Annotated in this window: 22 protein-coding genes; 17 read left to right on the forward strand and 5 right to left on the reverse strand. The window is 41.0% G+C overall.

What is annotated here, in order from left to right; translation table 11 throughout:
- Window positions 1–50: 50 nt before the first annotated feature.
- On the reverse strand, window positions 51–194 hold the full coding sequence (locus NST65_RS06525; protein ID WP_162842493.1) for a hypothetical protein: 144 nt from the start codon (window positions 192–194) through the stop codon (window positions 51–53).
- 93 nt (window positions 195–287) lie between these two features.
- Here NST65_RS06525 and NST65_RS06530 point away from each other — a divergent pair, with 93 nt between their 5' ends.
- The 10 genes from NST65_RS06530 (at window position 288) to NST65_RS06575 (ending at window position 11,841) form a co-directional block, all read left to right on the forward strand.
- Complete coding sequence (locus NST65_RS06530) at window positions 288–1,277, forward strand: LacI family DNA-binding transcriptional regulator (RefSeq protein ID WP_061109763.1); 990 nt, start codon at window positions 288–290, stop codon at window positions 1,275–1,277.
- A gap of 55 nt (window positions 1,278–1,332) precedes the next feature.
- Window positions 1,333–2,187, forward strand: coding sequence for a transcription antiterminator (locus NST65_RS06535; protein ID WP_024424695.1), 855 nt, complete (start codon window positions 1,333–1,335; stop codon window positions 2,185–2,187).
- A 202-nt stretch (window positions 2,188–2,389) separates the two neighbouring features.
- Complete coding sequence (gene ptsG / locus NST65_RS06540) at window positions 2,390–4,489, forward strand: glucose-specific PTS transporter subunit IIBC (protein WP_111927293.1); 2,100 nt, start codon at window positions 2,390–2,392, stop codon at window positions 4,487–4,489.
- A gap of 93 nt (window positions 4,490–4,582) precedes the next feature.
- Window positions 4,583–4,849, forward strand: a complete 267-nt coding sequence (locus NST65_RS06545; RefSeq protein ID WP_003211078.1) for a phosphocarrier protein HPr — start codon at window positions 4,583–4,585, stop codon at window positions 4,847–4,849.
- Window positions 4,849–6,567 carry a phosphoenolpyruvate--protein phosphotransferase gene (gene ptsP / locus NST65_RS06550; RefSeq protein WP_111927295.1) on the forward strand — a complete coding sequence of 573 codons (1,719 nt, stop codon included), beginning with the start codon at window positions 4,849–4,851 and terminating at the stop codon, window positions 6,565–6,567. Before NST65_RS06545 ends, ptsP begins: the two co-directional genes overlap by 1 nt.
- A gap of 100 nt (window positions 6,568–6,667) precedes the next feature.
- The gene (locus NST65_RS06555; RefSeq protein ID WP_044331928.1) at window positions 6,668–6,910 is read left to right on the forward strand and encodes a transcriptional regulator SplA domain-containing protein; all 243 of its coding nucleotides are present in this window, start codon (window positions 6,668–6,670) and stop codon (window positions 6,908–6,910) included.
- 82 nt (window positions 6,911–6,992) lie between these two features.
- Window positions 6,993–8,021: a spore photoproduct lyase gene (gene splB, locus NST65_RS06560; RefSeq protein WP_024424698.1), complete on the forward strand. Its 1,029-nt coding sequence runs from the start codon at window positions 6,993–6,995 to the stop codon at window positions 8,019–8,021.
- Window positions 8,022–8,134: 113 nt separating this feature from the next.
- Complete coding sequence (locus tag NST65_RS06565) at window positions 8,135–10,096, forward strand: methyl-accepting chemotaxis protein (protein ID WP_111927297.1); 1,962 nt, start codon at window positions 8,135–8,137, stop codon at window positions 10,094–10,096.
- A 73-nt stretch (window positions 10,097–10,169) separates the two neighbouring features.
- Window positions 10,170–10,955: an SDR family oxidoreductase gene (locus NST65_RS06570; protein WP_101677257.1), complete on the forward strand. Its 786-nt coding sequence runs from the start codon at window positions 10,170–10,172 to the stop codon at window positions 10,953–10,955.
- A gap of 13 nt (window positions 10,956–10,968) precedes the next feature.
- Window positions 10,969–11,841 (forward strand): NAD(P)-dependent oxidoreductase, encoded by an 873-nt coding sequence (locus tag NST65_RS06575; RefSeq protein ID WP_111927299.1) that lies wholly within the window; start codon window positions 10,969–10,971, stop codon window positions 11,839–11,841.
- Window positions 11,842–11,938: 97 nt separating this feature from the next.
- Here the strand turns inward: NST65_RS06575 and NST65_RS06580 are convergent, their stop codons facing one another.
- Window positions 11,939–12,733, reverse strand: a complete 795-nt coding sequence (locus tag NST65_RS06580) for a CAP domain-containing protein (RefSeq protein WP_034281569.1) — start codon at window positions 12,731–12,733, stop codon at window positions 11,939–11,941.
- A gap of 337 nt (window positions 12,734–13,070) precedes the next feature.
- On the opposite strand from NST65_RS06580, the gene NST65_RS06585 reads away from it, so the two are divergent.
- Window positions 13,071–15,197, forward strand: coding sequence for a penicillin-binding protein 2 (locus NST65_RS06585; protein WP_034281570.1), 2,127 nt, complete (start codon window positions 13,071–13,073; stop codon window positions 15,195–15,197).
- A gap of 156 nt (window positions 15,198–15,353) precedes the next feature.
- Window positions 15,354–17,183 carry a PAS domain-containing sensor histidine kinase gene (locus NST65_RS06590; RefSeq protein ID WP_034281571.1) on the forward strand — a complete coding sequence of 610 codons (1,830 nt, stop codon included), beginning with the start codon at window positions 15,354–15,356 and terminating at the stop codon, window positions 17,181–17,183.
- Window positions 17,184–17,208: 25 nt separating this feature from the next.
- On the opposite strand, the gene NST65_RS06595 is transcribed toward NST65_RS06590, so the two are convergent.
- Window positions 17,209–18,378: an aminotransferase A gene (locus NST65_RS06595; RefSeq protein WP_024426854.1), complete on the reverse strand. Its 1,170-nt coding sequence runs from the start codon at window positions 18,376–18,378 to the stop codon at window positions 17,209–17,211.
- 293 nt (window positions 18,379–18,671) lie between these two features.
- Here NST65_RS06595 and NST65_RS06600 point away from each other — a divergent pair, with 293 nt between their 5' ends.
- Window positions 18,672–19,556 (forward strand): cation diffusion facilitator family transporter, encoded by an 885-nt coding sequence (locus NST65_RS06600; RefSeq protein ID WP_041116475.1) that lies wholly within the window; start codon window positions 18,672–18,674, stop codon window positions 19,554–19,556.
- 63 nt (window positions 19,557–19,619) lie between these two features.
- Here the strand turns inward: NST65_RS06600 and NST65_RS06605 are convergent, their stop codons facing one another.
- Window positions 19,620–19,772: a hypothetical protein gene (locus NST65_RS06605; RefSeq protein WP_162842519.1), complete on the reverse strand. Its 153-nt coding sequence runs from the start codon at window positions 19,770–19,772 to the stop codon at window positions 19,620–19,622.
- A 302-nt stretch (window positions 19,773–20,074) separates the two neighbouring features.
- Between NST65_RS06605 and NST65_RS06610 the strand changes: the two genes are divergently transcribed.
- The 3 genes from NST65_RS06610 to NST65_RS06620 all read left to right on the forward strand — a co-directional run bounded on the left by NST65_RS06610 (window position 20,075) and on the right by NST65_RS06620 (window position 23,026).
- Window positions 20,075–20,614 (forward strand): RDD family protein, encoded by a 540-nt coding sequence (locus NST65_RS06610; RefSeq protein ID WP_024424707.1) that lies wholly within the window; start codon window positions 20,075–20,077, stop codon window positions 20,612–20,614.
- 119 nt (window positions 20,615–20,733) lie between these two features.
- Window positions 20,734–22,044, forward strand: a complete 1,311-nt coding sequence (locus NST65_RS06615; protein WP_340898814.1) for an MFS transporter — start codon at window positions 20,734–20,736, stop codon at window positions 22,042–22,044.
- A 73-nt stretch (window positions 22,045–22,117) separates the two neighbouring features.
- A complete protein-coding gene (locus NST65_RS06620; protein ID WP_024424709.1) occupies window positions 22,118–23,026 on the forward strand; it encodes a chemotaxis protein in 909 nt (302 codons plus the stop codon).
- A gap of 36 nt (window positions 23,027–23,062) precedes the next feature.
- Here NST65_RS06620 and NST65_RS06625 read toward each other — a convergent pair whose 3' ends face one another.
- The gene (locus NST65_RS06625) at window positions 23,063–23,524 is read right to left on the reverse strand and encodes a YkyB family protein (protein WP_111927303.1); all 462 of its coding nucleotides are present in this window, start codon (window positions 23,522–23,524) and stop codon (window positions 23,063–23,065) included.
- 495 nt (window positions 23,525–24,019) lie between these two features.
- On the opposite strand from NST65_RS06625, the gene NST65_RS06630 reads away from it, so the two are divergent.
- On the forward strand, window positions 24,020–24,196 hold the full coding sequence (locus NST65_RS06630) for a hypothetical protein (RefSeq protein WP_181566868.1): 177 nt from the start codon (window positions 24,020–24,022) through the stop codon (window positions 24,194–24,196).
- The last annotated feature ends 24 nt before the right edge of the window (window positions 24,197–24,220 follow it).

Genomic DNA, 24,220 nt, shown 5'->3' on the forward strand with positions numbered 1-24,220 from the left:
AAAAATCACGATGAACGTCCAGGTCTTGGAAGTGTCATCGTGATTTTTTATCACTCTTCTCGATCCTTATCAACAAAAAAATCATCAATTGATTGAAACGGTTTGATTTTATGTTCTTTTCCTAAAGGATGTAATGCAAAACGAGCAGAAAACAAAACAGTCATACATAATATAATCCATATGATGAAACCCATCTTGAATTCCCCTTTCCATCCAGTGATTTGTTCAGCTCACATACATCTTAAAGTATGAAACGCTTACCATATCAAGAGAAAGTAGGAGAAAAAATGGCAAACATAAGGGAGATTGCGAAAAGAGCGGGCGTATCTGTGACAACCGTATCACGTGTGTTGAATGAGCATCCTTATGTTAAAGAAGAAAAAAGGGAACGTGTTCTACAAGCGATGAAAGAGCTCAAGTATACGAGAAACATCCAGGCGGTTCATTTAGCGAAGGGCTATTCGAATATGCTTGGCATTGTCCTTCCAAACATTGAACACTCTTATTTCAGCACACTCGTCACAGGTATTGCAGAAAAAGCACAGGCGCGCGGTATGCATTTTGCTTTATTTCAAACAGGATATGACCCATTAAAAGAAAAAGAAGCGTTAATGAGTTTAAAAGAGCGCCGTGTGGATGGTTTAATATTTTGTTCAAATGCGTTAAGTGATGGTCACATTTTAAAGTGGCAGGAATCAGGGCCGATTATATTTTGCCATCCTGCGCCGCACGATCAATGCTCAACCGTGTCGATTGCGCATGATCAAGCATTTAAGGAAGGCCTGTATCATTTGGCTGCATGCGGGCATCAACGAATTGCGATCGTTCTCGCCAGAACAGAAGGAGCGAATAGCAAGTCGCGCCTTCAGGCTTATCAAGACATGATGCAATCGCTCGGACAGACCATTGATGAGGAATGGATCATCGAAGGGAAGTTATCCCTGCTTGATGGGAAGCAATTATTTGCAGAATGGCAGGAAATGAAAAATCGTCCTACAGCTTTATTCATCACAAATGACGAAGTCTCTGCAGGCTTTTTATTAGAGGCGCAGCGTCATGACATAAAAGTAGGAGAATCACCAGCCATACTCAGCTTTCAAAATAACCAATTGAGTGAGGTTTTAGGGATTTCCAGCATTCATATTCCCCTCAAACAAATGGGACAGGAAGCTTTTGACTTGTTCGACCGGGCATTAAAGGGAGAGAAATCAGAAAAAAGAATGCTGCCATTTCACCTGATTGAGCGGACAACAACCGTTTTGAAAAACAATCGTTGACGCACGTTTCATCTGTTTTGTACGATAAGAGGGATTGAATAAGAAGGAGGTGGGGATGTTCATGGAATCCTTCACCGTTGATAAAGCGTTAAATAATAATGTCATCATCGCAAGACACCCTTCTTTGGGCGAAGTGGTTCTGATTGGGAAAGGGATCGGCTTCGGTAAAAAATCGGGTGATCTTCTCGATCAAGACGTGTTTGAAAAAATGTTTGTGTTAAAAAACACGAAGGAACAAACAGAATATAAACAGCTGCTTCATCATATTGATGAGAACATGATTGAGCTTGCCAATGACGTCATTTATCATATACGAGAAAAAATGGGACAACGATTGAATGAGCATATACATGTTGCACTGACCGATCATATTGCGTTTAGTTTTAAGCGGGTGCAGCAAGGCTATGATATCACGAACCCTTTTATGCTTGAGACGCAATCGCTTTACCCGAAAGAATACGAGGTTGCAAAGGAAGTCGTTGAACTGATTAACGAGCGGCCAGATGTCGAAACGAAGCTGCCAGAAGGAGAAATTGGCTTTATAGCGCTCCATATCCATTCAGCTTTGACGAATCGGCCTTTATCTGAGGTGAACCGTCATTCGCAGCTCATTACACAAATGGTCCAAGTCATTGAAGATTCATTTCATATGAAAGTAGACAGAGAAAGTATTCATTATTTACGCTTATTACGCCATATTACGTTTTCAATTGAGCGTATTAAACGGGGAGAATCATTAGAGGAGCCAGAAAAATTGCTTCATCTATTGAAAAATGAATATCCTTTATGCTACAATACTGCTTGGAAAATGATCAAAATTTTGCAGCATGCATTGAAAAAGCCTGTACAGGATGCTGAGGCCGTCTACCTGACACTTCATCTGTACAGATTGACAAATAAAATTTCATAGTTTCCTTGAAACGTGTAACTGATTCGATCAGGCATGAGTGACTTAAGGTAAATACAGGATAAGATCCTGTTATTTGCGCAACCTTATATCACCATGCCTTTTTTTGCGTTTGAAAGTGAAATGTAAACGGTTAATTATGAAATGTACGTCAGGGAGCATCCCAAATGTATGTTGTAAGCGAAAACAAAAGGAGGTTCAACCAGTGTTTAAATCACTTTTTGGTGTGTTGCAAAAAATTGGACGAGCACTCATGCTTCCAGTTGCGATCCTTCCTGCTGCCGGTATTTTACTAGCACTTGGGAATGCGATGCAAAATCCGCAGCTGATTGATGTAGCTCAATTTTTAAGCAACGATACAATTCAGCTTGTTGCAAGTGTCATGGAGAATGCGGGGAACATCGTCTTCTCGAATCTTCCGCTATTATTTGCTGTAGGGGTTGCCATCGGTCTTGCCAATGGAGACGGAGTGGCAGGAATTGCCGCTATCATCGGTTATCTTGTCATGAACGTAACGATGAGTGCCGTATTAATGGCCAACGGATCCATTCCATCCGATTCACTCAAACTGGCCCAGTTCTTCAAGGAAAGCCATCCAGCATATATTAATATGCTCGGTATACCGACCTTGTCTACCGGCGTTTTTGGCGGGATTATCGTCGGGGTATTAGCAGCTTATATGTATAATAAATTTTACAAAATTGAGCTCCCGCAATATCTTGGCTTCTTTGCTGGTAAGCGTTTTGTTCCAATCGTTACTTCTATTTCAGCACTTATTTTAGGGCTATTGATGCTAGTCATTTGGCCGCCAATCCAAGGTGCACTGAACTCATTTTCAACAGGACTGCTCGCAGCGAATGAGCCGCTGGCTGCCTTTGTATTCGGTGTCATTGAACGATCATTAATTCCGTTTGGTCTGCACCACATTTTCTACTCACCATTCTGGTATGAGTTCTTTAGCTACAAGAGCTTGTCAGGAGAGCTTGTCCGTGGTGACCAGCGTATTTTCATGGCGCAAATCAAAGATGGTGTTCAGCTGACAGCTGGTACATTCATGACAGGGAAATATCCGTTCATGATGTTCGGTCTTCCAGCAGCAGCACTTGCGATTTACCATGAAGCAAAACCAAAGAATAAAAAGCTAGTAGCAGGAATAATGGGATCAGCGGCCCTTACTTCTTTCCTAACAGGGATCACTGAACCACTTGAATTCTCATTCTTGTTTGTTGCACCAGTATTATTTGCGATTCACTGTGTATTCGCTGGATTATCCTTTATGATAATGGATATTCTAAACGTGAAAATCGGGATGACCTTCTCAGGAGGGTTAATCGACTTCTTCCTATTTGGTATCCTGCCAAATAGAACCGCTTGGTGGCTCGTCATTCCAGTAGGTCTTGTCCTTGCTGTCATTTACTACTTCGGATTTAGATTCGCCATTCGCAAATTTAATCTGAAAACGCCAGGCCGCGAGGATGAAGCAGCAGACGGAGCAAGTGAGGCGAAGTCTGAAAAAGGTAATGACTTGCCTTATGAAATCCTTGAAGCAATGGGTGATCAAGAAAACATTAAGCACCTTGATGCTTGTATCACGCGTTTACGTGTTACTGTCAATGATCAGAAGAAAGTGGACAAGGACCGCTTGAAAAAGCTTGGCGCTTCAGGTGTTCTCGAAGTAGGGAACAACATCCAGGCAATCTTTGGACCGCGCTCTGATAATTTAAAAACACAAATGCAGGACATCATTGCAGGCCGCACGCCTCGTCCAGCGAAAGACCCTTCTGCAAAAGAAGAAGTCAGCCAGCAGGTCGAAGAAGTCATTGCAAAGCCGCTTCAAAATGAGCAAGGGGAAGAAATTTTTGCTTCACCAATTACAGGGGAGCTTCATCCAATTACAGATGTACCAGATCAAGTATTCTCAGGGAAAATGATGGGTGACGGTTTCGCCATCTTGCCAACAGATGGAACGGTTGTTTCACCGGTAAGAGGGAAGATCTTAAATGTGTTCCCGACGAAACACGCCATTGGCCTGCAATCTAATGGTGGACTTGAAATTTTGATCCACTTCGGAATTGATACGGTCGGCCTCAAAGGAGAAGGATTTGAAGCATTTGTACAAGAGGGAGATCAAGTAGAAATCGGTCAAAAACTTTTAGAGGTTGATATTGATAAAATTAAGTCTGAAGTACCATCTTTGATGACTCCAATTGTATTTACCAACTTAAGTGAAGGACAATTTATTGACCTTCAAGCATCCGGTGAAATCAAAGCTGGACAAGAAAACATCATGAAAATTTCAAAATAATTTTCATAACTGCCGTTCTTGTTAGATGACAAGCTCGGCAGTATGATATAATATTGTGGATGTATTAATTGTATAAAAAGGAGATTGATAAAAATGGCTCAACAAACATTCAAAGTAACTGCAGATTCTGGAATTCACGCACGTCCTGCAACAGTTCTTGTACAAACTGCTAGTAAATATGATGCTGATATCAACTTAGAATATAATGGTAAAACAGTGAACCTGAAATCTATTATGGGTGTAATGTCTCTAGGAATTGCGAAAGGTGCTACAATCACAATCTCTGCTTCTGGTTCTGATGAAAATGATGCACTTGCTGCGCTTAAAGACACAATGAAAAGTGAAGGCCTAGGCGAGTAATGCAACAACTGAAAGGAATCGGTGCTTCAGCAGGCGTTGCGATTGCAAAAGCGTATCGTCTGGAAGAACCAGATTTAACAGTTCACCAAAAAGACATCAATGATCCAGAGACAGAAGTGAAGCGTTTTGAAGAAGCAATTCATGTTTCTAAACAAGAACTTGAAGCAATTAAAGAGCATGCGCTAAAAGAGCTTGGCCAAGACAAAGCAGATATCTTTTCTGCCCACCTTCTTGTGTTAAGTGATCCTGAACTGCTAAGCCCAGTAAAGGATAAAATCAAATCTGATAAAGTAAATGCTGAATTTGCTTTAAAAGAAACAGCGACGATGTTTGTCACAATGTTCGAAGCAATGGACAATGAATACATGAAGGAACGTGCGGCGGATATTCGCGACGTAACGAAACGTGTGACTGGACATTTGTTAGGCGTTGACATTCCAAACCCAAGCATGATTTCTGAAGAAGTCATCATCATTGCTGAAGATTTAACACCTTCTGATACTGCTCAGCTGAACAGACAATTTGTCAAAGGCTTTGCAACAGATATCGGCGGTCGTACTTCTCACTCAGCGATCATGGCAAGATCTATGGAGATTCCAGCAGTTGTTGGGACAAAAGAAGCAACAAAAACGGTGAAAAACGATGATCTGATCATTGTGGATGGTATTAGCGGCGACGTCATCATTCAGCCTTCTGAAGATGAAGTGAAAGCGTATCAAAAAAAGCATGAAGACTACTTAGCTCAAAAAGCGGAATGGGCGAAACTTGTTGACCAGCCAACGGTTACAAAAGACGGCGTTCACGTAGAGCTAGCTGCAAATATCGGAACACCTGAAGATGTAAAAGGTGTACTTGAAAATGGCGGCGAAGCAGTCGGATTGTACCGTACTGAATTTTTATACATGGGCAGAGACCAGCTTCCTACAGAAGAGGAGCAGTTCGATGCGTATAAAACAGTTTTAGAGAAGATGGAAGGGAAAGCAGTGGTTGTCCGCACACTAGATATTGGTGGCGATAAAGAACTTCCTTACTTGCAGCTTCCAAAAGAAATGAACCCGTTCCTTGGCTATAGAGCCATTCGCCTTTGCCTGGAAGAGCAGGAGATTTTCAGAACACAACTACGCGCCTTACTTCGTGCAAGTACATATGGAAACTTGAAAATCATGTTCCCTATGATCGCGACGTTATCAGAATTTAGAGAAGCAAAAGCCATTTTACTTGAAGAAAAAGAAGCATTGGTTGCCGCTGGTACAGACGTTTCTGATTCCATTGAAATCGGAATGATGGTAGAAATTCCATCAACAGCTGTCATCGCAGACCAATTTGCAAAAGAAGTAGATTTCTTCAGTATTGGAACGAATGATTTGATTCAATACACAATGGCTGCTGATCGAATGAACGAACGAGTGTCTTACCTTTATCAGCCTTACAACCCAGCGATTTTACGTCTTATTACGCTTGTGATCGAAGCAGCGCATAAAGAGGGTAAATGGGTCGGCATGTGCGGTGAGATGGCAGGAGATGAAATCGCAATCCCGCTTCTACTTGGATTAGGATTAGATGAATTCTCAATGAGTGCAACATCCATTCTTCCAGCTAGAACGCAGCTAAGCAAGCTTTCTAAAGAAGAAGCTGCATCATTTAAAGAGCATATTTTATCACTTAGCACAACAGAAGAAGTGGTTGATTTCGTCAAGAAGACGTTTCAACAGAACTAAGTGAATGAAAACCAGACAGGTGAGACTGTCTGGTTTTTTTGTCGAATTTTATCATATTGAGTCATATTGGGCAGTGAGAAGGGCACCCTATAATTAAAAAATGGAGGTGACCAGATTGCCTTTCTCAGACTACAAACCGGGTGATCAAGTATATGTGATTTATCGAAATCCACATGCTGCAAACGTAGCACAAATTAAAGAAGCAGAAATTGTTTCACATCCATACAACGAAGAAGAGCTTGCCCTCTTTTTACTTGAAACGTATCATCCACTAGCACCTGATGATGCTGTGTTTCCAACATATGAAGAAGCAGAAGCTCTTTATCAAGACTTGTTTGAATAAGGGAGATTTTAGAAAGGATAAAAGCCATCCTGTGCGGTTAAAGTAACGGTATGAAAACCTTAAAGGTAAGGATGTGCTTAATATGATCAAACCTTTCGTTCCCCAGCTTGTTTACATTGAACCCCGGGCGTTAGAGTACCCGTTAGGACGAGAGCTGAAGGAAAAGTTTGAGGGTATGGGAATCGAAATAAGAGAAACGACTTCACACAACCAGGTCAGAAATATTCCGGGAAAAAATGACTTGCAAAAGTATCGTAATGCGAAGTCAACGCTTGTCATTGGTGTGAGGAAGACATTGAAGTTTGACTCGTCTAAACCATCTGCAGAGTATGCGATCCCATTTGCAACAGGGTGTATGGGACATTGTCATTATTGCTATTTGCAAACAACAATGGGAAGTAAGCCGTACATTCGAACGTACGTCAATGTAGAAGAAATATTAGATCAGGCAGAGCAATACATGAACGAGCGGGCGCCGGATATCACGAGATTTGAAGCATCATGTACTTCAGACATCGTAGGAATTGACCATTTGACACATACACTCAAACGAGCGATTGAATACTTTGGGCAGACCGACTTAGGAAAGCTTCGCTTTGTCACGAAGTTCCATCATGTTGATCATCTGTTAGACGCAAAGCATAATGGCCGGACAAGATTCCGTTTTAGTATCAATGCCGATTATGTCATTAAATATTTTGAGCCCGGCACATCACCGCTAGATCAGCGGATTGAAGCGGCTGTAAAGGTCGCAAAGGCAGGCTATCCTCTAGGCTTTATTGTTGCTCCAATCTACATCCATGAAGGCTGGCAGGAAGGATATAAAGTTCTTTTTGAAAAGCTTGATGCAGCTCTTCCTGAAGATGTGAGAGACGATATCACCTTTGAGATGATTCAGCATCGCTTTACAAAACCAGCAAAGCGTGTGATTCAAAAAAACTACCCAAAATCAAAATTAGAGTTGGATGAAGAAAAAAGAAGGTACAAGTGGGGAAGATATGGAATAGGAAAATATATCTATCAAAAAGATGAGGAACAAGAACTAAGAAAGACTTTAGAGTCATATATAGATCAGTACTTTCCTTCTGCAAAAATTGAATATTTTACTTGAAACAAGCCTATACGGCTTGTTTTTTCTATTTAAATTTTCTTACAACTATTGAATGCGGTATCATTTTGCCGATATATAAATTAAGGTGTGAAAGTAGATGTAGGGGTGATGAGATGTTTAAGAAACTTCAAGTGAGAATAGCTGTTTTCATCTCAGTTATTTTAATTTTAACCGTCGTGGCTGTTCAAGTGGGTTCCAACTTAGTGTTAAGACCACTGATTGAACGAGATGCAAAAACCACCGCAGCAGCAACGGCAGAAAGCATGAGAGACATCATTGCACAAAAGCTTGATAATTACAGTGATACAATTAATAAACTGGCAACTAGTACACTTACTGAAGATTTTGCGCAAAAACAAACAAAACAAACATTAGTCTTCGAAAACGATGAACTAAAAGGCTTGCAGGAGCAGGATGAACTTATTTCACTTGCCTATATTGGAACAAGTGACGGCAAAATGTTCGCCTTCCCAGAGTCCGATTTTGGTGAAGGGTATGACCCATCTAAACGAGATTGGTTTATCCAATCAGCTGAAAAGCCTGACGAAGTCATTTGGACTGATCCATATATCGATAAAGCAACAAATGAAATGGTCGTCTCAGCCACAAAGGCGATTGTCAGAAACGGAAAGGTCGTTGGGGTCGCTGGACTTGATTTGAAATTATCCTCCATTCAATCTTATATAAAGGAACAAAAGATTCCTTATATGGGTACCGCTTTCTTAGTTGACGGCAAAGGAACCATTTTAGCACATCCAACAGAGCAAGGAAAAAACATATCAAAAGTAGCTTCTGTGAAAAAAGCGATCGACAATTCAGGTATTGATGACAGAAAAGAACTGACGGTCATATCTAAAATCAAAGAAGCTGATTGGACGATTGGTGTCAGCTTTGAGAAAAAGAAACTGCTTTGGATCACAGAACAAATGAATCAGACAAGCATCATTATTTCCGTCATTGCCATTATTCTTGCGATGATCCTCAGCTTCTTATTGGCAAGAAGCATTACAACGCCAATCAAGCGTCTAATAGAGCATGTGCGTAAGGTGTCAGAAGGCGATTTAACAAGTACGCTTGCAGTGAAATCCCAAGATGAAATTGGTTCCCTCACGAAAAGCATTAATCAAATGACCGAGGATGTCAGGGAGTTAATTGAAAAAGTGAAAGGGGCTTCAGATCAAGTTGTGAAATCAGCGGATGAAGTGACCCACATTTCAAATGAGACTTTGCTGTCTAGCGAACAGATTGCAACGGCCATTCAAGAGGTGGCAACAGGAGCGACTAAGCAGGCATCAGATGCAGAAACGATTAATGAAAAATCAGAGTATTTGTATGAGAAAGTGCGCCATATGGGTGAGCTCGCTTCACAAATGCAAACCAACTCAAAATCATCTGAAGATGCAAGCTATAAAGGGCTTGACGCACTTGGTTTGCTCGTCCAAAAATCAACACAAGCGAGTGAAGAATCGAAAAAGGTTGAGCAAATGCTGCTAGACCTTGAGCATAAAACGAAAAATATTGAAAATGTCGTGACCGCCATCTCTGAAATCTCGGATCAAACGAATTTACTTGCACTAAATGCGAGCATTGAAGCAGCGAGAGCAGGAGAAAGCGGACGAGGATTTGCTGTAGTTGCAGAAGAAGTGAGAAAGCTTGCTGAACAATCTGCGCAGTCAACAAAACACATTAGTGAAACCGTCAAACTCATTCAAGATGAATCGAAGAAGGCGGCTGAAGCGATGACAACAGCAAGTAAAATGAATGAGGAACAAGGTGCCGCCATCAATGCAACAGGTGAGGCACTCAGCAGCATCACAATGGAAATGCAGGCACTTGTCGGTTCAATCGACAGTATTCATACACAGATTAATGAAATGACAGAAGAACAGCAGAAGATGAGTGACTCCATTCAAAGTATTGCTGCCATTTCAGAAGAATCTGCTGCCTCAGCTGAGGAAGTGCATGCGTCTACAGATGAACAAGTTCAAGCGTTAGAAAGAACGAAAACCTCAACTGAAATGCTGAACGAATCAAGCCAGGCACTGCGTCAGGCGGTTGACCGATTTAAGGTGTAATGAGCGGAAAGGAACCTTGTGATGTGAGCAAGGTTCTTTTTGTATGATAAAATAAACTAGAGGAGGTGTTGACATGGATGTCAATCTAACTGGAAAAAAAGCATTGGTAGCTGCAAGCAGTCAAGGTATCGGAAAAGCGATTGCCTTTGCTCTAGCAAAAGAGGGAGCAGATGTGATGCTCTCGGGAAGACATGAACAGAAGCTGAAAGAAACAGTCAAGGAGCTGTCTCCGCTTGTCAAAGGACAGCTGACTTATCAAGTATGTGATGTATCTGACGCCGGGCAAATCAAGGCGCTTGTTCAAGCGGCGGCTGGTGATGAGAAGTGTCTCGACATTCTTGTGAACAATACAGGCGGGCCTAAAACAGGAACGCTCGACACCTTAACAGATGAAGATTGGATCGAATCATTTCAGCTTCATTTACTCAGCTATATTCGATTATTAAAAGAGGCATTGCCTTATTTGAAAAAACGCGGCGCACGTGTGTTAAATATTGCGTCAATGTCAGTGAAAGAACCGATACCGGGCTTGATGCTGTCGAATACATTTAGACCTGCCATTGCCGGCTGGACAAAAACAGCCGCTCAGGAGCTTGCAAAGGATGGCATTTTGATCAATACGTTAGCACCGGGAAAAATTGAAACAGACCGTGTGAAACAGCTGGAAAAGCACCGAGCACAAAGAGAGAATCAAACGGTTGAAGAAATCAAAGCACAGGCTGAACGAGCGATCCCGCTTGGCCGTTACGGACAGCCAGAGGAATTTGCAGCATATGCAGTGTTTCTTTTATCTGAAGCCAATACATATATGACAGGTCAAACACTGATCATTGATGGTGGATTGACAAAGTCTCTTTAAGGAGGAACAAGTGATGGCACAAATCAAAACAGTTGGTTTTATAGGAATCGGTGTAATGGGACGCAGTATGGCAGGGCATTTAATGGATGCAGGCTATGAAGTTATCGTTTATACAAGAACGAAAGCAAAAGCAGACGCATTGATTCAAAAAGGGGCATCATGGAAGCCGGCAGTAAAAGAGATTGCAGAAAGTGCAGATGCCGTCATCACAATGGTGGGATATCCATCGGATGTAGAAGAGATCTATTTAGGTGAAGATGGGCTTGTGGCACATGCCGCTCCAGGTACATATCTCATTGATATGACGACATCGAAGCCTCAGCTTGCAAAAGAAATTGAGCTGAAAGCGAAGGAAAGAGGTGTATATGCATTAGATGCACCTGTATCAGGCGGAGACATAGGAGCCCAAAACGGCACGCTGGCCATTATGATCGGCGGAGAAAGGTCAGCCTATGAAGCCTGTCTGCCGCTATTTGAGCAAATGGGTGAAAACATTCAATATCAAGGACCGGCAGGAAGCGGTCAGCATACAAAAATGTGTAACCAAATTGCCATTGCAGCGGGGATGGTCGGTGTCGCAGAGGCAATGGCCTATGCCGAAAAATCAGGGCTTGATCCAGAGCAGGTGCTCAAAAGCATCACAACAGGTGCAGCCGGCAGCTGGTCCTTGTCAAATCTTGCACCAAGAATGCTGAAAGGCGATTTCGAGCCAGGGTTTTATGTGAAACATTTTATCAAGGATATGGGCATTGCACTTGAAGAAGCAGAGCTGATGGGGGAAGAAATGCCAGGGCTCTCACTTGCGAAGTCACTTTATGAAAAGCTGAGCGAACAGGGTGAAGAAAACAGCGGGACCCAGAGCATCTATAAATTATGGGTCAAATAAATAAACTGCCCCGCCTAGGTGGAATAGTTTGCAGCTTTAAACAAACTCTCAAAACAAACTAAAAACCTGTCCCACATAGGGACAGGTTTTTTTGATATTATTTTCCGATGAATTGCTGCGTCCAGTAGTTGCCAGATTTCACATAACCAACACCGATATGTGTATAGCTTTTGTTTAAAATGTTCGCTCTGTGGCCCTCACTGTTCATCCATGCTGTCACAACTTCTTGAGGGGATCTTTGACCTTGGGCAATGTTTTCACCTGCTGATTTGTAAGTGATACCGAATTGCTTCATTTGATCAAATGGAGATCCATAAGTTGGGCTTGTATGAGAGAAATAGTTTTTATCTTTCATATCTTGAGATTTTGCACGAGCAGATTTGCTTAATTTAGAATCAACAGAAAGTGCCTTTAAGCCTTGCTTTGCACGCTCTTTATTTGTCAGCTCAACCACTTCTTTTTCAAATGCATTTAAGCTGCTGTCTGCTTTTGATGCCGCTGTGTCTTTTTGGTCAGCTTTAGTGTTGCTGCTTGTGTTTTCTTTTGCTGGAGTGCTTGGCTTAGAAGCAGTTGGTTTTTTCACTGATTCTTGTTTTTGTTCTTGTTTTGCTTTGTTTACTTCTTTCACTACTTTTGTTCCAGTAACAGGTTGACCGCTTTTGATCAGTTTGTTTAATAGAGCTTCGATCTCTTTTTGATTCGACTTGCTTAGCTTATTTACATCTGAAGAGATATGTAATTTTGCTGCTAGTGTATGAAGATCAATGGCTTGATGCTGTACATTTATTACTTGTTTCAGGTTAAGCTCCTTCGCATCAGCTGAATGTCCTCCAGTGAATGTGATGAGTGCAGCAGCTGTCAGCGCTGAAAAAAAGAATGATTTCTTCTTCATATTGTAACTCCTCCTAAAATCTTTGTTTTGTTTTCTCACAAAAAATCATAACATGGACTTTTTGTTATAAACGTACCAGCATCCTCCATTGACAATGCCAGTTTGTCATTTTTGTTAAAGTCATCGTAAGAGCCGCTTCATATCAAAGGATAGGGAATTCTTCCATTTAAAGAAAACGACATAAACATACCAATATTTTAAAGTGTTAGTATATTTTTTTGCAGATTAGGGATTGACAGCTTTTTTTCACTCGTTTCGCTGTAACAACTATTACAAAAGTGTTACAATAATGAGTGGTAATTGTAAAAGATTGAAAAGGATGAGAGGAGCTACATAAGTGGGAGAGAAACAGCATCAAGGTGCTGCCGAGCAAAAAAGAATGAAGCGCCGGAACGCCTGGAGAATTAATCTCTTTTTCTTCGCTGTATTTAGTTTATTTGCTGGACTTGTGATCAAGCTTGGTGTGCTGCAAATCGTCAATGGTGAAGATTATAAAAAGCAAGCCAACCGAACAGAGGTCAAAACAGCATCATACCCGTCTCCAAGAGGAAAAATGTATGACGCGAGAGGAAGAGTCGTCGTTGATAACGAAAGTGTGCCTGCCATCGTTTATACATCAGAAAGCGGTGTGAAAGCGGAGGATAAGATTAAGGTAGCAAGAAAACTTGCGACTTATATAAAAATGGATACTGATTTTTTGAGAGAGCGTGACATTCGGGATTTTTGGCTGGCGAGTCATCCGAAAGAAGCGGATAAACTCATTTCAAAAGCGGAGAAAAAAGATATCGATGCAAAGGATGTCTATCCGCTTCAAGTAGAGCGTGTCCCAAAGAAAGAAGTCAAGGCCATCGAAAAGGATGCAGAGGAAAAAGCTGTTGCAGCGATCTACCGTAGATTTACAGGCGGATATGCCTTTGAGCCCCAAATCGTGAAGGCAATGGACCCAAACGAAGAGAAAAAAGGGGACGAAAAAGTTGCTTTACTCGATGAAACGAAAGAATCAAAACAGACTTCATCCGTGAGTTTGACATATGAAGAGATTTCACTTGTCTCAGAGCATCTTGATGAACTGCCTGGTGTGAACGTCATCAACGACTGGACAAGAAAATATCCGTATGAAAAGACCCTTTATAATGTACTTGGCGGTGTGACGACACCAGAGCAAGGAATTATTAAAGAACGTGAAGATTACTATATGGCAAGAGGCTACTCGCGAAATGACCGGGTAGGGAAGAGCTATTTAGAATATCAGTACGAGGATTTTCTTAATCCAGAGAAAGCGACCGTTCAATATACACAGGTTGGCGGGAAGCTGCTCGATGAAATCAAGCGGACAGAAGGACGAAGAGGACTTGATCTTGCGCTGACATTTGATATGGAGCTGCAAAAGGAAGTCGACAAAATTGTTGAATCAGAGCTTAGATCTGCCAGTGCGAGAAACTATATGATGGATCGTGCCTTTGTCGTCATGATGGACCCTCACACAGGGGATGTTCTCGCCATGTCGGGCAAGAAAATGGACGGCAGAGACGTTACAGATTATGCGATCGGAACATTTACGACCCAGTACGAAATGGGCTCTGTTGTCAAAGGAGCCACAGTACTTGGCGGTTATCAGGACGGGATGTCACACAACCAAGCCTATATGGATACACCGCTCTATTTTGCAGGAAGTAATGGAAAGGCGAAACAGTCTTACAAAGTTCTTGGATGGGTTAACGACATTCAGGCACTCCAAAAAAGTTCCAACGTCTACATGTTCCAAGTAGCGATGAGAATGGCGGGCATCACCTATCAAAAGGATGGTCCGTTACCTGCAAGGCCTGAGCACTTACAAAAAATGAGAAACTACTATGCGCAATTCGGTCTTGGCGTGAAAACGGGGATCGATCTGCCGCAGGAATCAAGCGGGATGCAGACGCATCCTAAGACGGTCGGCGGACTCTTGCTTGATGAAGCAATTGGTCAGTATGACACGTATACACCGCTTCAAGTGGCGCAATACATGTCGACGATCGCCAATGGAGGCAGCCGTATTCAGCCAAGAGTAGTGAAAAGTGTTCATCTTCCAACGAAGAATGATGAAGTAGGCCCAGTCGTAAAAAAATATGAGCCGAAGGTGCTGAATACGATTAACAACTCGAAAGCAGATATTGACCGTGTAAAAACGGGTCTGAAAATGGTCACATCAACAGGCGGAACTGCCGCTGGCCGGTTTGGTCAGCATGATGTCGCAGGAAAAACGGGTACAGCACAAACCTTCTACTATGGCGCCAACCGCAGCTGGTGGGGAAATTCAACATACAACTTAACCTTTGGAGGATATTATCCTTCTTCTAATCCAGAGGTAGCCTTTAGTGTCGTGACACCTTATGTTTCAGATAAAGATCCTGTCATCAAAAACATCCCAAGTAAAATTGTGGATAAGTACGTTGAATTACAAAAGAAATATGAAAAACAATAAACCGCAGGGAGCACAGCAGCAGAAAGTGCTCCCTTTTTGCTGAATTTATGGACGTTTCCCTCGATGACAGAAGGAAAATACGGGTTTTCTAGCGAATCTTTTTTATACATCAATCTAAGGACAACCCTAAAAAATGAAAAGGAGGGTCGGACGACGATGGAACAACAAATGAAAGATTCGAATCAATTGTATTCGAACATCGATTTACATGCCGTTCTTTCTTCTAATGGCCGCTTTCTCTACATTTCTTCCAACTGTAAGCAGCTTTTGCTCTATGAACAAAAGGATTTACTAGGGTGTTTTTTGAAAGACTTTGTTCATACCGAAGATCAATTTCTCGTCGAAAGTTATTTTTACAATCAGCACATGCTAGAGGTTTGCCACTTTAGACTGCTAAGAAGTGATCTGACAGCTGTATGGATCGAAGCAAGCATTGATTTTGTTGCTTGTGATGGGTTAGGTAGCGAAGTAAGTAGAGAAATGATCCTGAAAATGAGGGTGCTGGATACTGAGCCCCAAAAAGCAGCATTTCAAACAACATCAAAAGTAGCAGAACAGTCGTTAGGCAGTCTGCCGGCTTTCCAAAATGTCGGTGAAGCTGAACAATTGATTGCCATGCTGCCAAATCCGTTATGTATTACGACTTTAGGGAAAATTGTGTATGCGAATGATGCGATGCTGCAATTAATGGGGGTAAGTGCAAGAGATGACATGATCGGCAAGTCCGCGTTTGATTTTATTGCTGAAGAGTACCATGACATTGTCAGAAGCCGAATAACAAGGCTGCAGCAAGGCCTTCCAGTCGGAATGATTGAACAGATATGGAAGCGTCAAGATGGGAGCAGTATTCATATTGAGGTAAAGTCATCACCGACGATTTATCAAAATCAGCGGGCAGAGCTTTTACTGCTCGTGGACATCTCATCCCGTAAAAAATTCCAAACCGTTCTTCAAAAAAGCCGGGAGAGGTATCAGCTGCTCATTCAAAACTCCATTGATACGATTGCGGTCATTCATGATCACAAATGGGTATTTATGAATGAATCAGGCATTAAATTATTTGAAGCCGAGCATTACGATAAATTAATAGGAAAGGATATCTTTCATCAAATTCATTCCTGTGATCAGCAGAAGGTCAAAAAGAGCTTATCACGTATTATTGAAAGAGCATCAGATTCTGAGATTGTCACGATGAGCTGTCATACGTTTAAACATAAGCTGATTTATACAGAAATGGTCTGTATCCCAACTACATTTTTTGGAGAAACAGCGGTTCAAATTATTTTAAGAGATATCTCCGAACGTAAGCAGACAGAAGAGCTCATGCTCCGCTCTGAAAAATTATCGATCGCAGGCCAATTGGCGGCTGGCATTGCACATGAAATCAGAAACCCATTGACCGCCATCAAAGGCTTTTTACAGCTCATTAAACCGAAAACAAAAGACCGCGATCAATACTTCGAGATTGTTTTCTCTGAGCTGAGCCGAATAGAAATTATCTTGAGTGAGCTGCTAATGCTGGCGAAACCGCAGCAAACGTCCTCAATGCAGACGCTTGATTTGAAAAAAATCATCAGCGAAGTCACAGCCTTGTTAGAAACACAAGCGAACTTAAATGGCATTTTAATGAACACAAGTGAGATAGAGGAAGGTCTCCTGATGAACGGGGATCAAAATCAGCTCAAGCAAGTGTTTATCAATTTAATCAAAAATGCCGTAGAATCCATGCCGGACGGAGGAAAGGTAGACATCACAGCCAAAGCAGAAGGTGATGGAATACTTGTCACCATTCGTGATGAAGGGGTTGGCATTCCTGAATCGGTGATGAAGCGGATTGGAGAGCCCTTTTTAACCACAAAGGAAAAAGGAACCGGACTTGGCCTCATGGTCACATTTAATATTTTAGAAAATCATAACGGGACGATCCGTGTGGATAGTCAGCCTGAAAAGGGCACCGTATTTCACATCATGTTTCCTGCAAAATAAAAACAACGGCAAGAGAGCCGTTGTTTCAATCTAGCGAATGAATGGAACGTTTTTCAAGTACAAATTGTTCTAGCCGGTCAAGTCCTTCTTTCAGCGTTTCAAGTGAATAAGCATAAGACAGGCGCACGTACCCTTCGCCGAGTGGAGAGAAGGCTGAGCCTGGTACGACCGCAAGTCTTGTACTTTCTAACAGCTCCATGCAAAAATCAAAGGAACTCATCCCAAACGATTCAATGGATGGAAAAATATAAAAAGCGCCAGAAGGTTTAATTACCGGAAGCCCCATAGAAATGAGCCGATCATATACATAATCGAGTCTTTTCTTATATTGCTCTCTCATGATTAGTGCATCATCCACACCATTTGTCACAGCTTCAAGTGCCGCCTTTTGTGAGACAGCCGAGGCACAAGACACGTTATATTGATGTACTTTTAATACATGTTTAGCAATTGGAGCTGAAGCAAATAAAAATCCAATTCTCCATCCAGTCATGCTATGAGATTTAGACAGTCCATTGATGACAATGGTCTGTTCTTTTAAGAAAGAGGCAATTGAATGATGCGGCCGGTCAAATGTCAGCTCGCTGTAGATTTCATCGGATAAAATAAAGATGTCTTTTCCTTCAAGGAGCTGGGCAATTTCTTTCAATTCTTCTTCTGAAAGCGTGACACCAGTCGGGTTTGAAGGGTAAGGAAGAACCACACACTTTGTCTTTTCCGTTAGCGCATCCTCAATCAGCTTGGCATTCAATTTAAAGCCGGCATTCGTTGTGTCAATATGTACGGGCATGGCACCGCACATTCGAATGATCGGTTCATATCCGGGGTATACAGGTCCAGGTAAAATGACCTCGTCGCCTTCTGTTAAAATGGTTCGAAACGCAGCATCAATTGCTTGACTTGCACCTGTCGTCACAATGATTTCTGACTCTGCATCATAATCAAGATTCACTTTCTTCTTGATATAATGCTGGATCGCTTGTCTTAGCTCTAGGAAACCAGCATTGTGAGTGTATGAGGTGAAATTCTCGTCAATGGCTGCTTTGGCAGCTGTTTTGACATGATGCGGCGTATAAAAATCGGGCTGGCCTATCGTCAATGAAACGACATCCTCATATGACGATACGAGATTTGAAAATGTTCGAATGCCTGAAATTTCAATATCCTTTACTCTTGGATTCAGCAAATGCTCCATTTCTCATCACCTTAAAAATTTATGTTTTTATCCTATTTTACCATTCACTGCATAAATGTCACCTGCGAAAGGCACTGGATATCGTTATATGTAGTCTATTCTCCTATCCATCACCGCATGAGTGATATATTGAAGAAAGAGCAACATTTATTATAGCGTAACCTCAAGAGAAAATACAGGCTGTGATGAAGATGATTAGAAAACGGCAAAACTGCGTAAACTGAAAGAACATGAGAATCAGGGTCATGGGAATGGCTTTCATAGACATACGATCTCCTAAAGGAGGACGATAGATGGAACAATCAGCGAAGACATCGAAAATCGCGTTCCTATCCGTGCTGAGCAACACATTTGTGGTCATCTTAAAAATCATTGTGGGTCTTTTAACCGGATCTGTTGCGGTTTTATCAGAAGCCATTCATTCGTTTCTCGATTTAATGGCGTCGTTTATTGCATTTATTTCTGTTCGTATTTCAAGAAAGCCAGCAGATTCTAAACATCCTTATGGACATGGAAAAGTCGAAAATATTTCTGGAACGATTGAGACCCTGCTGATTTTCGTTGCTGGCATTTGGATTATATACGAATGTGTTCACAAATTAATGCATCCAGAGCCAGTCAAGCTGCCTGTGCTTGGCATTGTGGTCATGCTGCTAGGCGCGCTCATCAATTTTGTTGTATCGAGGGTTGTGAACAAAGAGGCTGAGCGAGTACATTCAGTTGCCATGAAATCAAATGCACTGCATCTTTTAACGGATGTGTTTACGTCATTAGGGGTGGCATTTAGTTTATTGCTTGTGGCATTAACCGACTGGTATTTCCTAGATCCGATCATTGGAATGGTTCTGGCCCTCTTTATTATGCGTGAAGCGTTTAAACTCATGAAGGAAGCCTTTCCGCCGCTTGTTGATGCTCGGTTAACACCAGAGGAAGAACAATCGATCGAAGCGATCATTCAAGAATTTAGTCAAGAATTTATTGAATATCATGACTTTCGAACAAGGCGGTCTGGTGCCGAGGAATATATTGATTTTCATTTGATTGTAGATGGAAAGACAACGATTGAAGATGTTCACCAATTATGTGATCGAATTGAAGAGAAGATTCAGCTGGAATTTCCGCATGCACAAATCTTTATTCATGTGGAACCTGAAAGTGAAAGAAGCGTACAAACGTAAAAAAGGCGATCAACCTATTCTCAGGTTGTATCGCCTTTTTTACGCTTCATCTATGAAATGAAATCAATATCCATAAGCAGTATCGTAGTCTTCATACCAAGAGATATAAGCTGTGTCATCATTTGACAAACCATGCTTCATATCTAAAAAATCAGCCTCGCAAATATCTTCAATTACAGTCATTTCGTTGTTCTTTAATAATACGACAGTTCCCATCATGAACACCTTTCTTTAAAAAAATCCTTGACTATTGTACCATTTGAAGAATCATTGTCAACAGAAGAATGGAAACAAGACGAAAATATCACAAAATGTTAAAAAATCAGGAGGTAAAAGAACTAGAAGTGCCATGATTTTCACAAATTTTCAGTATTTATTCACATAAATCGCTTAGATCAAACTGATCTAAAATGTATGTAAAAGTGTAAAGCTCCATTGATCTTGCTATATTCATAGGATATAATAACGAATGATTATAAGAAATTTATAGAAAACATACATAATAAAGGAGAAATAGGATGGAAACCAACATAACAGAACCACACATTCAAGAAAAGAAGCATCCTGAGCTAGCAGGTGTAGGCTATCGTTTTCTTGCACACCTTTTGGACGGTATCATTATCGGTGTACCAATTGCATTTATCATGTTTATTTTGGCGTCAGTCTTTTTTATCTCAAGCCCAGAGGCAGCAATGATGATGGATGACGACAGTTATTACTATTCTTCAACCGTCATAACGGATGAGGAATGGGAAGCTATTATGGGACTGATCTTTTTCTATATAGGGGCAATCTTGATGGGTACCGTGGTGACATGGCTTTATTACGCCATCATGGAATCATCAAAATTGCAAGGAACACTTGGAAAGATGGCTCTCGGCATCAAAGTAACAAAAGTCACAGGCGAAAAGGTCACATTCGGACGTGCAACTGGCCGCTTCTTTGCAAAAGGCTTTTTGTCTCCGATCTTATATATTGGCTATATCATTGCTTTTTTCACAGAAAAAAAACAAGCACTTCACGATTTGATTGCAAGTACCATTGTTGTGAAGAAATAATGAAAAAAGCACCTCTTCTATATGGTAAGAGGTGCTTTTTTTCATAGATCGCTTGTATGGATGAGGGAAACAGCACATAAAATAGAATGATAGTGAAAATGAGGAAGGGAGACAATCGATTGAGAACAGGAAAAAAAACCGCACAGAAAAAAGGGGCAGGCTTTGGGCTGTTTTTGACAGCACCTGTGTTAGCCTGGGCGTTGTATGATTTTGCAAATACGATCTTTTCATCAAACATGATCACCATTTTCTTCCCGTTTTACTTACAGGAAACGATCGGGGACAGTGCGAGAATGGACCAGATCGCCAGCACCTTTATTTCTTATGCAAACGCACTAGCCAGCTTTTTTCTCGTCATTTTTACACCTTTATACGGAGTGCTGATTGATCGTACAGGAAAAAAGAAACGCTACATTACGGTGTTTACGTTCATATGTATTGCTTGTACGCTTTTGATGGGGATTTTTGCTGGGATTGATTTCTCAAGTGAATGGTTTGGGCTGCCTGTTTCTTTATTGGTCGTGGTCACCTTGTTTGTGATCGCAAAGTTTTTTTATCATTCTAGTCTTGTTTTCTATGACACCATTTTGCCCGATCTTGGGACAAAGGAAGAAATCCCGCTTATTTCTGGATTTGGTATCGCTGTTGGCTATTTAGGAACACTTGTCGGCCTCTCTGTTTATTTACTTGTCGGCAATGACCAGTTTCATGAAGCATTTATTCCGACAGCTCTTTTATTCCTTCTCTTTTTTCTACCCTTTCTCTTTTTTGTAAAAGATCCTCATCCGCTGCCACAGCGAGAGAAAAAGGCGTCTTTTTTCAGCGGGTATAAAGAGATTATTCACACGTTTAAAGAGATGAAAAAGTACAAGCCAGCTTTTATCTTTATGATTGCTTTCTTTTTTATGAATGATGCTTTACAAACAGCGATTGCGATGATGGCTGTTTATGCCAAAATCATCATTGGCTTTACAGCTGGGCAATTTATTTTGCTCTATCTTGTGTCGACCATTTCAAGTATCATTGGCTCCTTTCTGTTTGGATATATCACAAAAGCGATAGGGGCAAAGCGATCGATTACAGTTGTGTATGTCATTTTGATTGTGGCGCTGATTCTGGCTGTGACAGCGGCAACCGAATGGGTCTTCTGGATAGCGGGCAGTTTATTCGGGATTTCACTTGGCGCAAGCTGGGGGGCATCACGAATCTTGATTATTGAACTGACACCGAAGGAAAAAAGGGGACAGTTTTTTGGCCTCTTTGCATTCTCAGGGAAGGTATCTTCCATTATCGGGCCGATCATTTATGGCTCAGTTACCCTGCTGTTTGCAGAGCACGGAAATCTCGCAAGCCGCCTTGCACTAGGGTCTTTGCTCATCCTTACAGCGATAGGACTTGTGATTCATCAATTCGTTCGAGAGAAAGCGTAAAGAAACGTCAACTTTTTACCTATGCTGCCGATATAAAAAGTACAATCTTATATTGAAGAATAGAGGGATTTCCGTGGCTTTAAACAAACAAGAAATTTTACTTGACTCTGGTACCAATGAATTGGAAATTGTGAAGTTTGAAATTGGTGCAAATCAATTCGGCATTAACGTCATGAAAGTAAGAGAAATCATTCAGCCGGTTGAGGTGACGGTTGTACCGCACTCTCACCAAGATGTAGAAGGGATGATTAGTTTACGAGGCGAGATTTTACCAGTCATCAATCTATTTTCCTTTTTTAATGTCGAGTCAGATCAGTCAGAACAAGAGAAATATATTGTGACTGAATTCAACCAACGGAAATTTGTGTTCCATACAGGAACGGTATCACAAATTCACCGCGTCAGCTGGGAAGAGATTGAGAAGCCGACTGCACTCAATCAAGGGATGGACCGTCATTTAACGGGCATCATTAAGCTTGATGAAAAAATGATTTTCCTTCCAGATTACGAAAAAATCATTTATGATATTGAATCCGCTTCTGGTGTTGATACGTATCATATGTTTGACGGTGAGAAAGACGAGAGAAGAACAGGGAAGAAGCTGTATGTCGTTGAAGATTCTCCGCTTCTCATGCGTTTATTAACAAATGAATTAACCGAAGCAGGCTATAAAAACATTGTGACCTTTGAAGATGGCAAACAGGCATATGATCATGTCATGGACCTTGTCAGCAAAGGAATCAGTGTCACAGAAGAAATTGATATGATTATTACGGATATTGAAATGCCTAAAATGGATGGCCACCGGCTAACAAAACTGCTGAAGGACAATCCTTTAACAAATTCCATTCCGATTCTTATTTTCTCTTCGTTAATCACTGAAGATTTGCGTCATAAAGGGGAAACGATCGGGGCAGATGATCAAATCAGTAAACCAGAAATTCATCAGCTGATTGAAAAAGTCGATCATTTTATTATCTAAACAAAAAAACCACTCGGTATGAGTGGTTTTTTTTGTTTAAAAATAACTTTCCCCGAGTCGTTTGAAGACGGGCTTTGTGTAATGTGATTTTTGTTTTGTGGCGGCAGGTTTTTCTTTTAAACCGACATACGTTTGAAGTATTTGCTTTGCTCGGTTTAATGACATATTCGCTTTCGGATTGCGATATGATTGATTTAAATTTCCTAAGTGTGGCAAAAATTCGAAGTCTTCTTTCGTTGGTGGCAGGTGAAAATAATAATCTCCAATTTCAATCAGCACGTCGGACTGTTGTTGACTATACTTGGGATTGTTAGAGAAATGTAGGCCCACTTTTCTTCCTTTACCTTCTTGCAATAGTTTTTGCAGCGCGCGTTTTTTCAAAAGGTAAAGAAACTTGGGGTTTGTTGCGGTTTTAGCATGGCGGTTAACAGTATAAATGGCTTTTGCGATGTTTTCTGCTGTAGGTTCTATGTCTTTAGTATGAGCATAATCGTCCATTTTTTCTCTCCTTTGTCTTTCGTCTTCCTGTGCTTAGTATAAATTATACGTTTTTATTAGTAAATTGCAAATAGAGTTATTGTAAAAAGAAAACCTTTGGTATAAAGGGATTAGGGAGGATTAAAAATTTTTGTGTGTTTGAATCCTTCTCAACTTCCCCAAAATTTATAAATCCGCCTCTTCAACAAATTCAACTGATTCTATTTCTGTTGATTATATAGTAAGTATATAAGTTATGAATCATTTGAGGGTTATTTCTTAGAAGGTCTGCACTATTCTTTTGCTTATCAGTATAGTCGCATGAGTATGTCGTAAACTGTGAACGGTAAATTTTTAGATTAGATTGACAGCATAAAGGAGATGTCAGAGGAACAGTCTCGAAAAGCGTTAAAACAAGTAAAGCTTTTGTCCATAAATGGATAGGGGCTTTAACTGGATAAAATTGGTTATTCGGTTAGTTAAAACGTGATATGATTGTAAAAAGGAGGTAATATCATGACATTCAAAAAAGCGTTCAATATAGGTTATTTTGTTTTGCTTTTATCTTTTATTGTCGTATATTTCTTGCTTCCAGTCGATCAATTATTTACAGCAATTATGATCCTAATCGTATTATTTGGAGTATATCAATTTGTGTTTTTCAAGAAACTAAAAGAACAAAAACAGCAATAAAAAATGCCCTAGTCTGCATTCGTC

The sequence above is a fragment of the Bacillus sp. FSL P4-0248 genome (assembly GCF_038593305.1).
Taxonomy (GTDB): Bacteria; Bacillota; Bacilli; order Bacillales; family Bacillaceae; genus Bacillus; species Bacillus safensis.

Coding starts and splice junctions, on each gene's coding strand:
- NST65_RS06525 (WP_162842493.1), bottom strand. CDS start 194: ATGGGTTTCATCATATGGATTATATTATGTATGACTGTTTTGTTTTCT.
- NST65_RS06575 (WP_111927299.1), top strand. CDS start 10,969: ATGGCACAAATCAAAACAGTTGGTTTTATAGGAATCGGTGTAATGGGA.
- NST65_RS06535 (WP_024424695.1), top strand. CDS start 1,333: ATGTTCATGGAATCCTTCACCGTTGATAAAGCGTTAAATAATAATGTC.
- NST65_RS06605 (WP_162842519.1), bottom strand. CDS start 19,772: ATGGGAACTGTCGTATTATTAAAGAACAACGAAATGACTGTAATTGAA.
- NST65_RS06595 (WP_024426854.1), bottom strand. CDS start 18,378: ATGGAGCATTTGCTGAATCCAAGAGTAAAGGATATTGAAATTTCAGGC.
- NST65_RS06625 (WP_111927303.1), bottom strand. CDS start 23,524: ATGGACGATTATGCTCATACTAAAGACATAGAACCTACAGCAGAAAAC.
- NST65_RS06590 (WP_034281571.1), top strand. CDS start 15,354: ATGGAACAACAAATGAAAGATTCGAATCAATTGTATTCGAACATCGAT.
- NST65_RS06600 (WP_041116475.1), top strand. CDS start 18,672: ATGGAACAATCAGCGAAGACATCGAAAATCGCGTTCCTATCCGTGCTG.
- splB (WP_024424698.1), top strand. CDS start 6,993: ATGATCAAACCTTTCGTTCCCCAGCTTGTTTACATTGAACCCCGGGCG.
- ptsP (WP_111927295.1), top strand. CDS start 4,849: ATGCAACAACTGAAAGGAATCGGTGCTTCAGCAGGCGTTGCGATTGCA.
- NST65_RS06630 (WP_181566868.1), top strand. CDS start 24,020: ATGACATTCAAAAAAGCGTTCAATATAGGTTATTTTGTTTTGCTTTTA.
- NST65_RS06580 (WP_034281569.1), bottom strand. CDS start 12,733: ATGAAGAAGAAATCATTCTTTTTTTCAGCGCTGACAGCTGCTGCACTC.
- NST65_RS06545 (WP_003211078.1), top strand. CDS start 4,583: ATGGCTCAACAAACATTCAAAGTAACTGCAGATTCTGGAATTCACGCA.
- NST65_RS06565 (WP_111927297.1), top strand. CDS start 8,135: ATGTTTAAGAAACTTCAAGTGAGAATAGCTGTTTTCATCTCAGTTATT.
- NST65_RS06610 (WP_024424707.1), top strand. CDS start 20,075: ATGGAAACCAACATAACAGAACCACACATTCAAGAAAAGAAGCATCCT.
- NST65_RS06570 (WP_101677257.1), top strand. CDS start 10,170: ATGGATGTCAATCTAACTGGAAAAAAAGCATTGGTAGCTGCAAGCAGT.
- NST65_RS06530 (WP_061109763.1), top strand. CDS start 288: ATGGCAAACATAAGGGAGATTGCGAAAAGAGCGGGCGTATCTGTGACA.
- NST65_RS06555 (WP_044331928.1), top strand. CDS start 6,668: ATGGAGGTGACCAGATTGCCTTTCTCAGACTACAAACCGGGTGATCAA.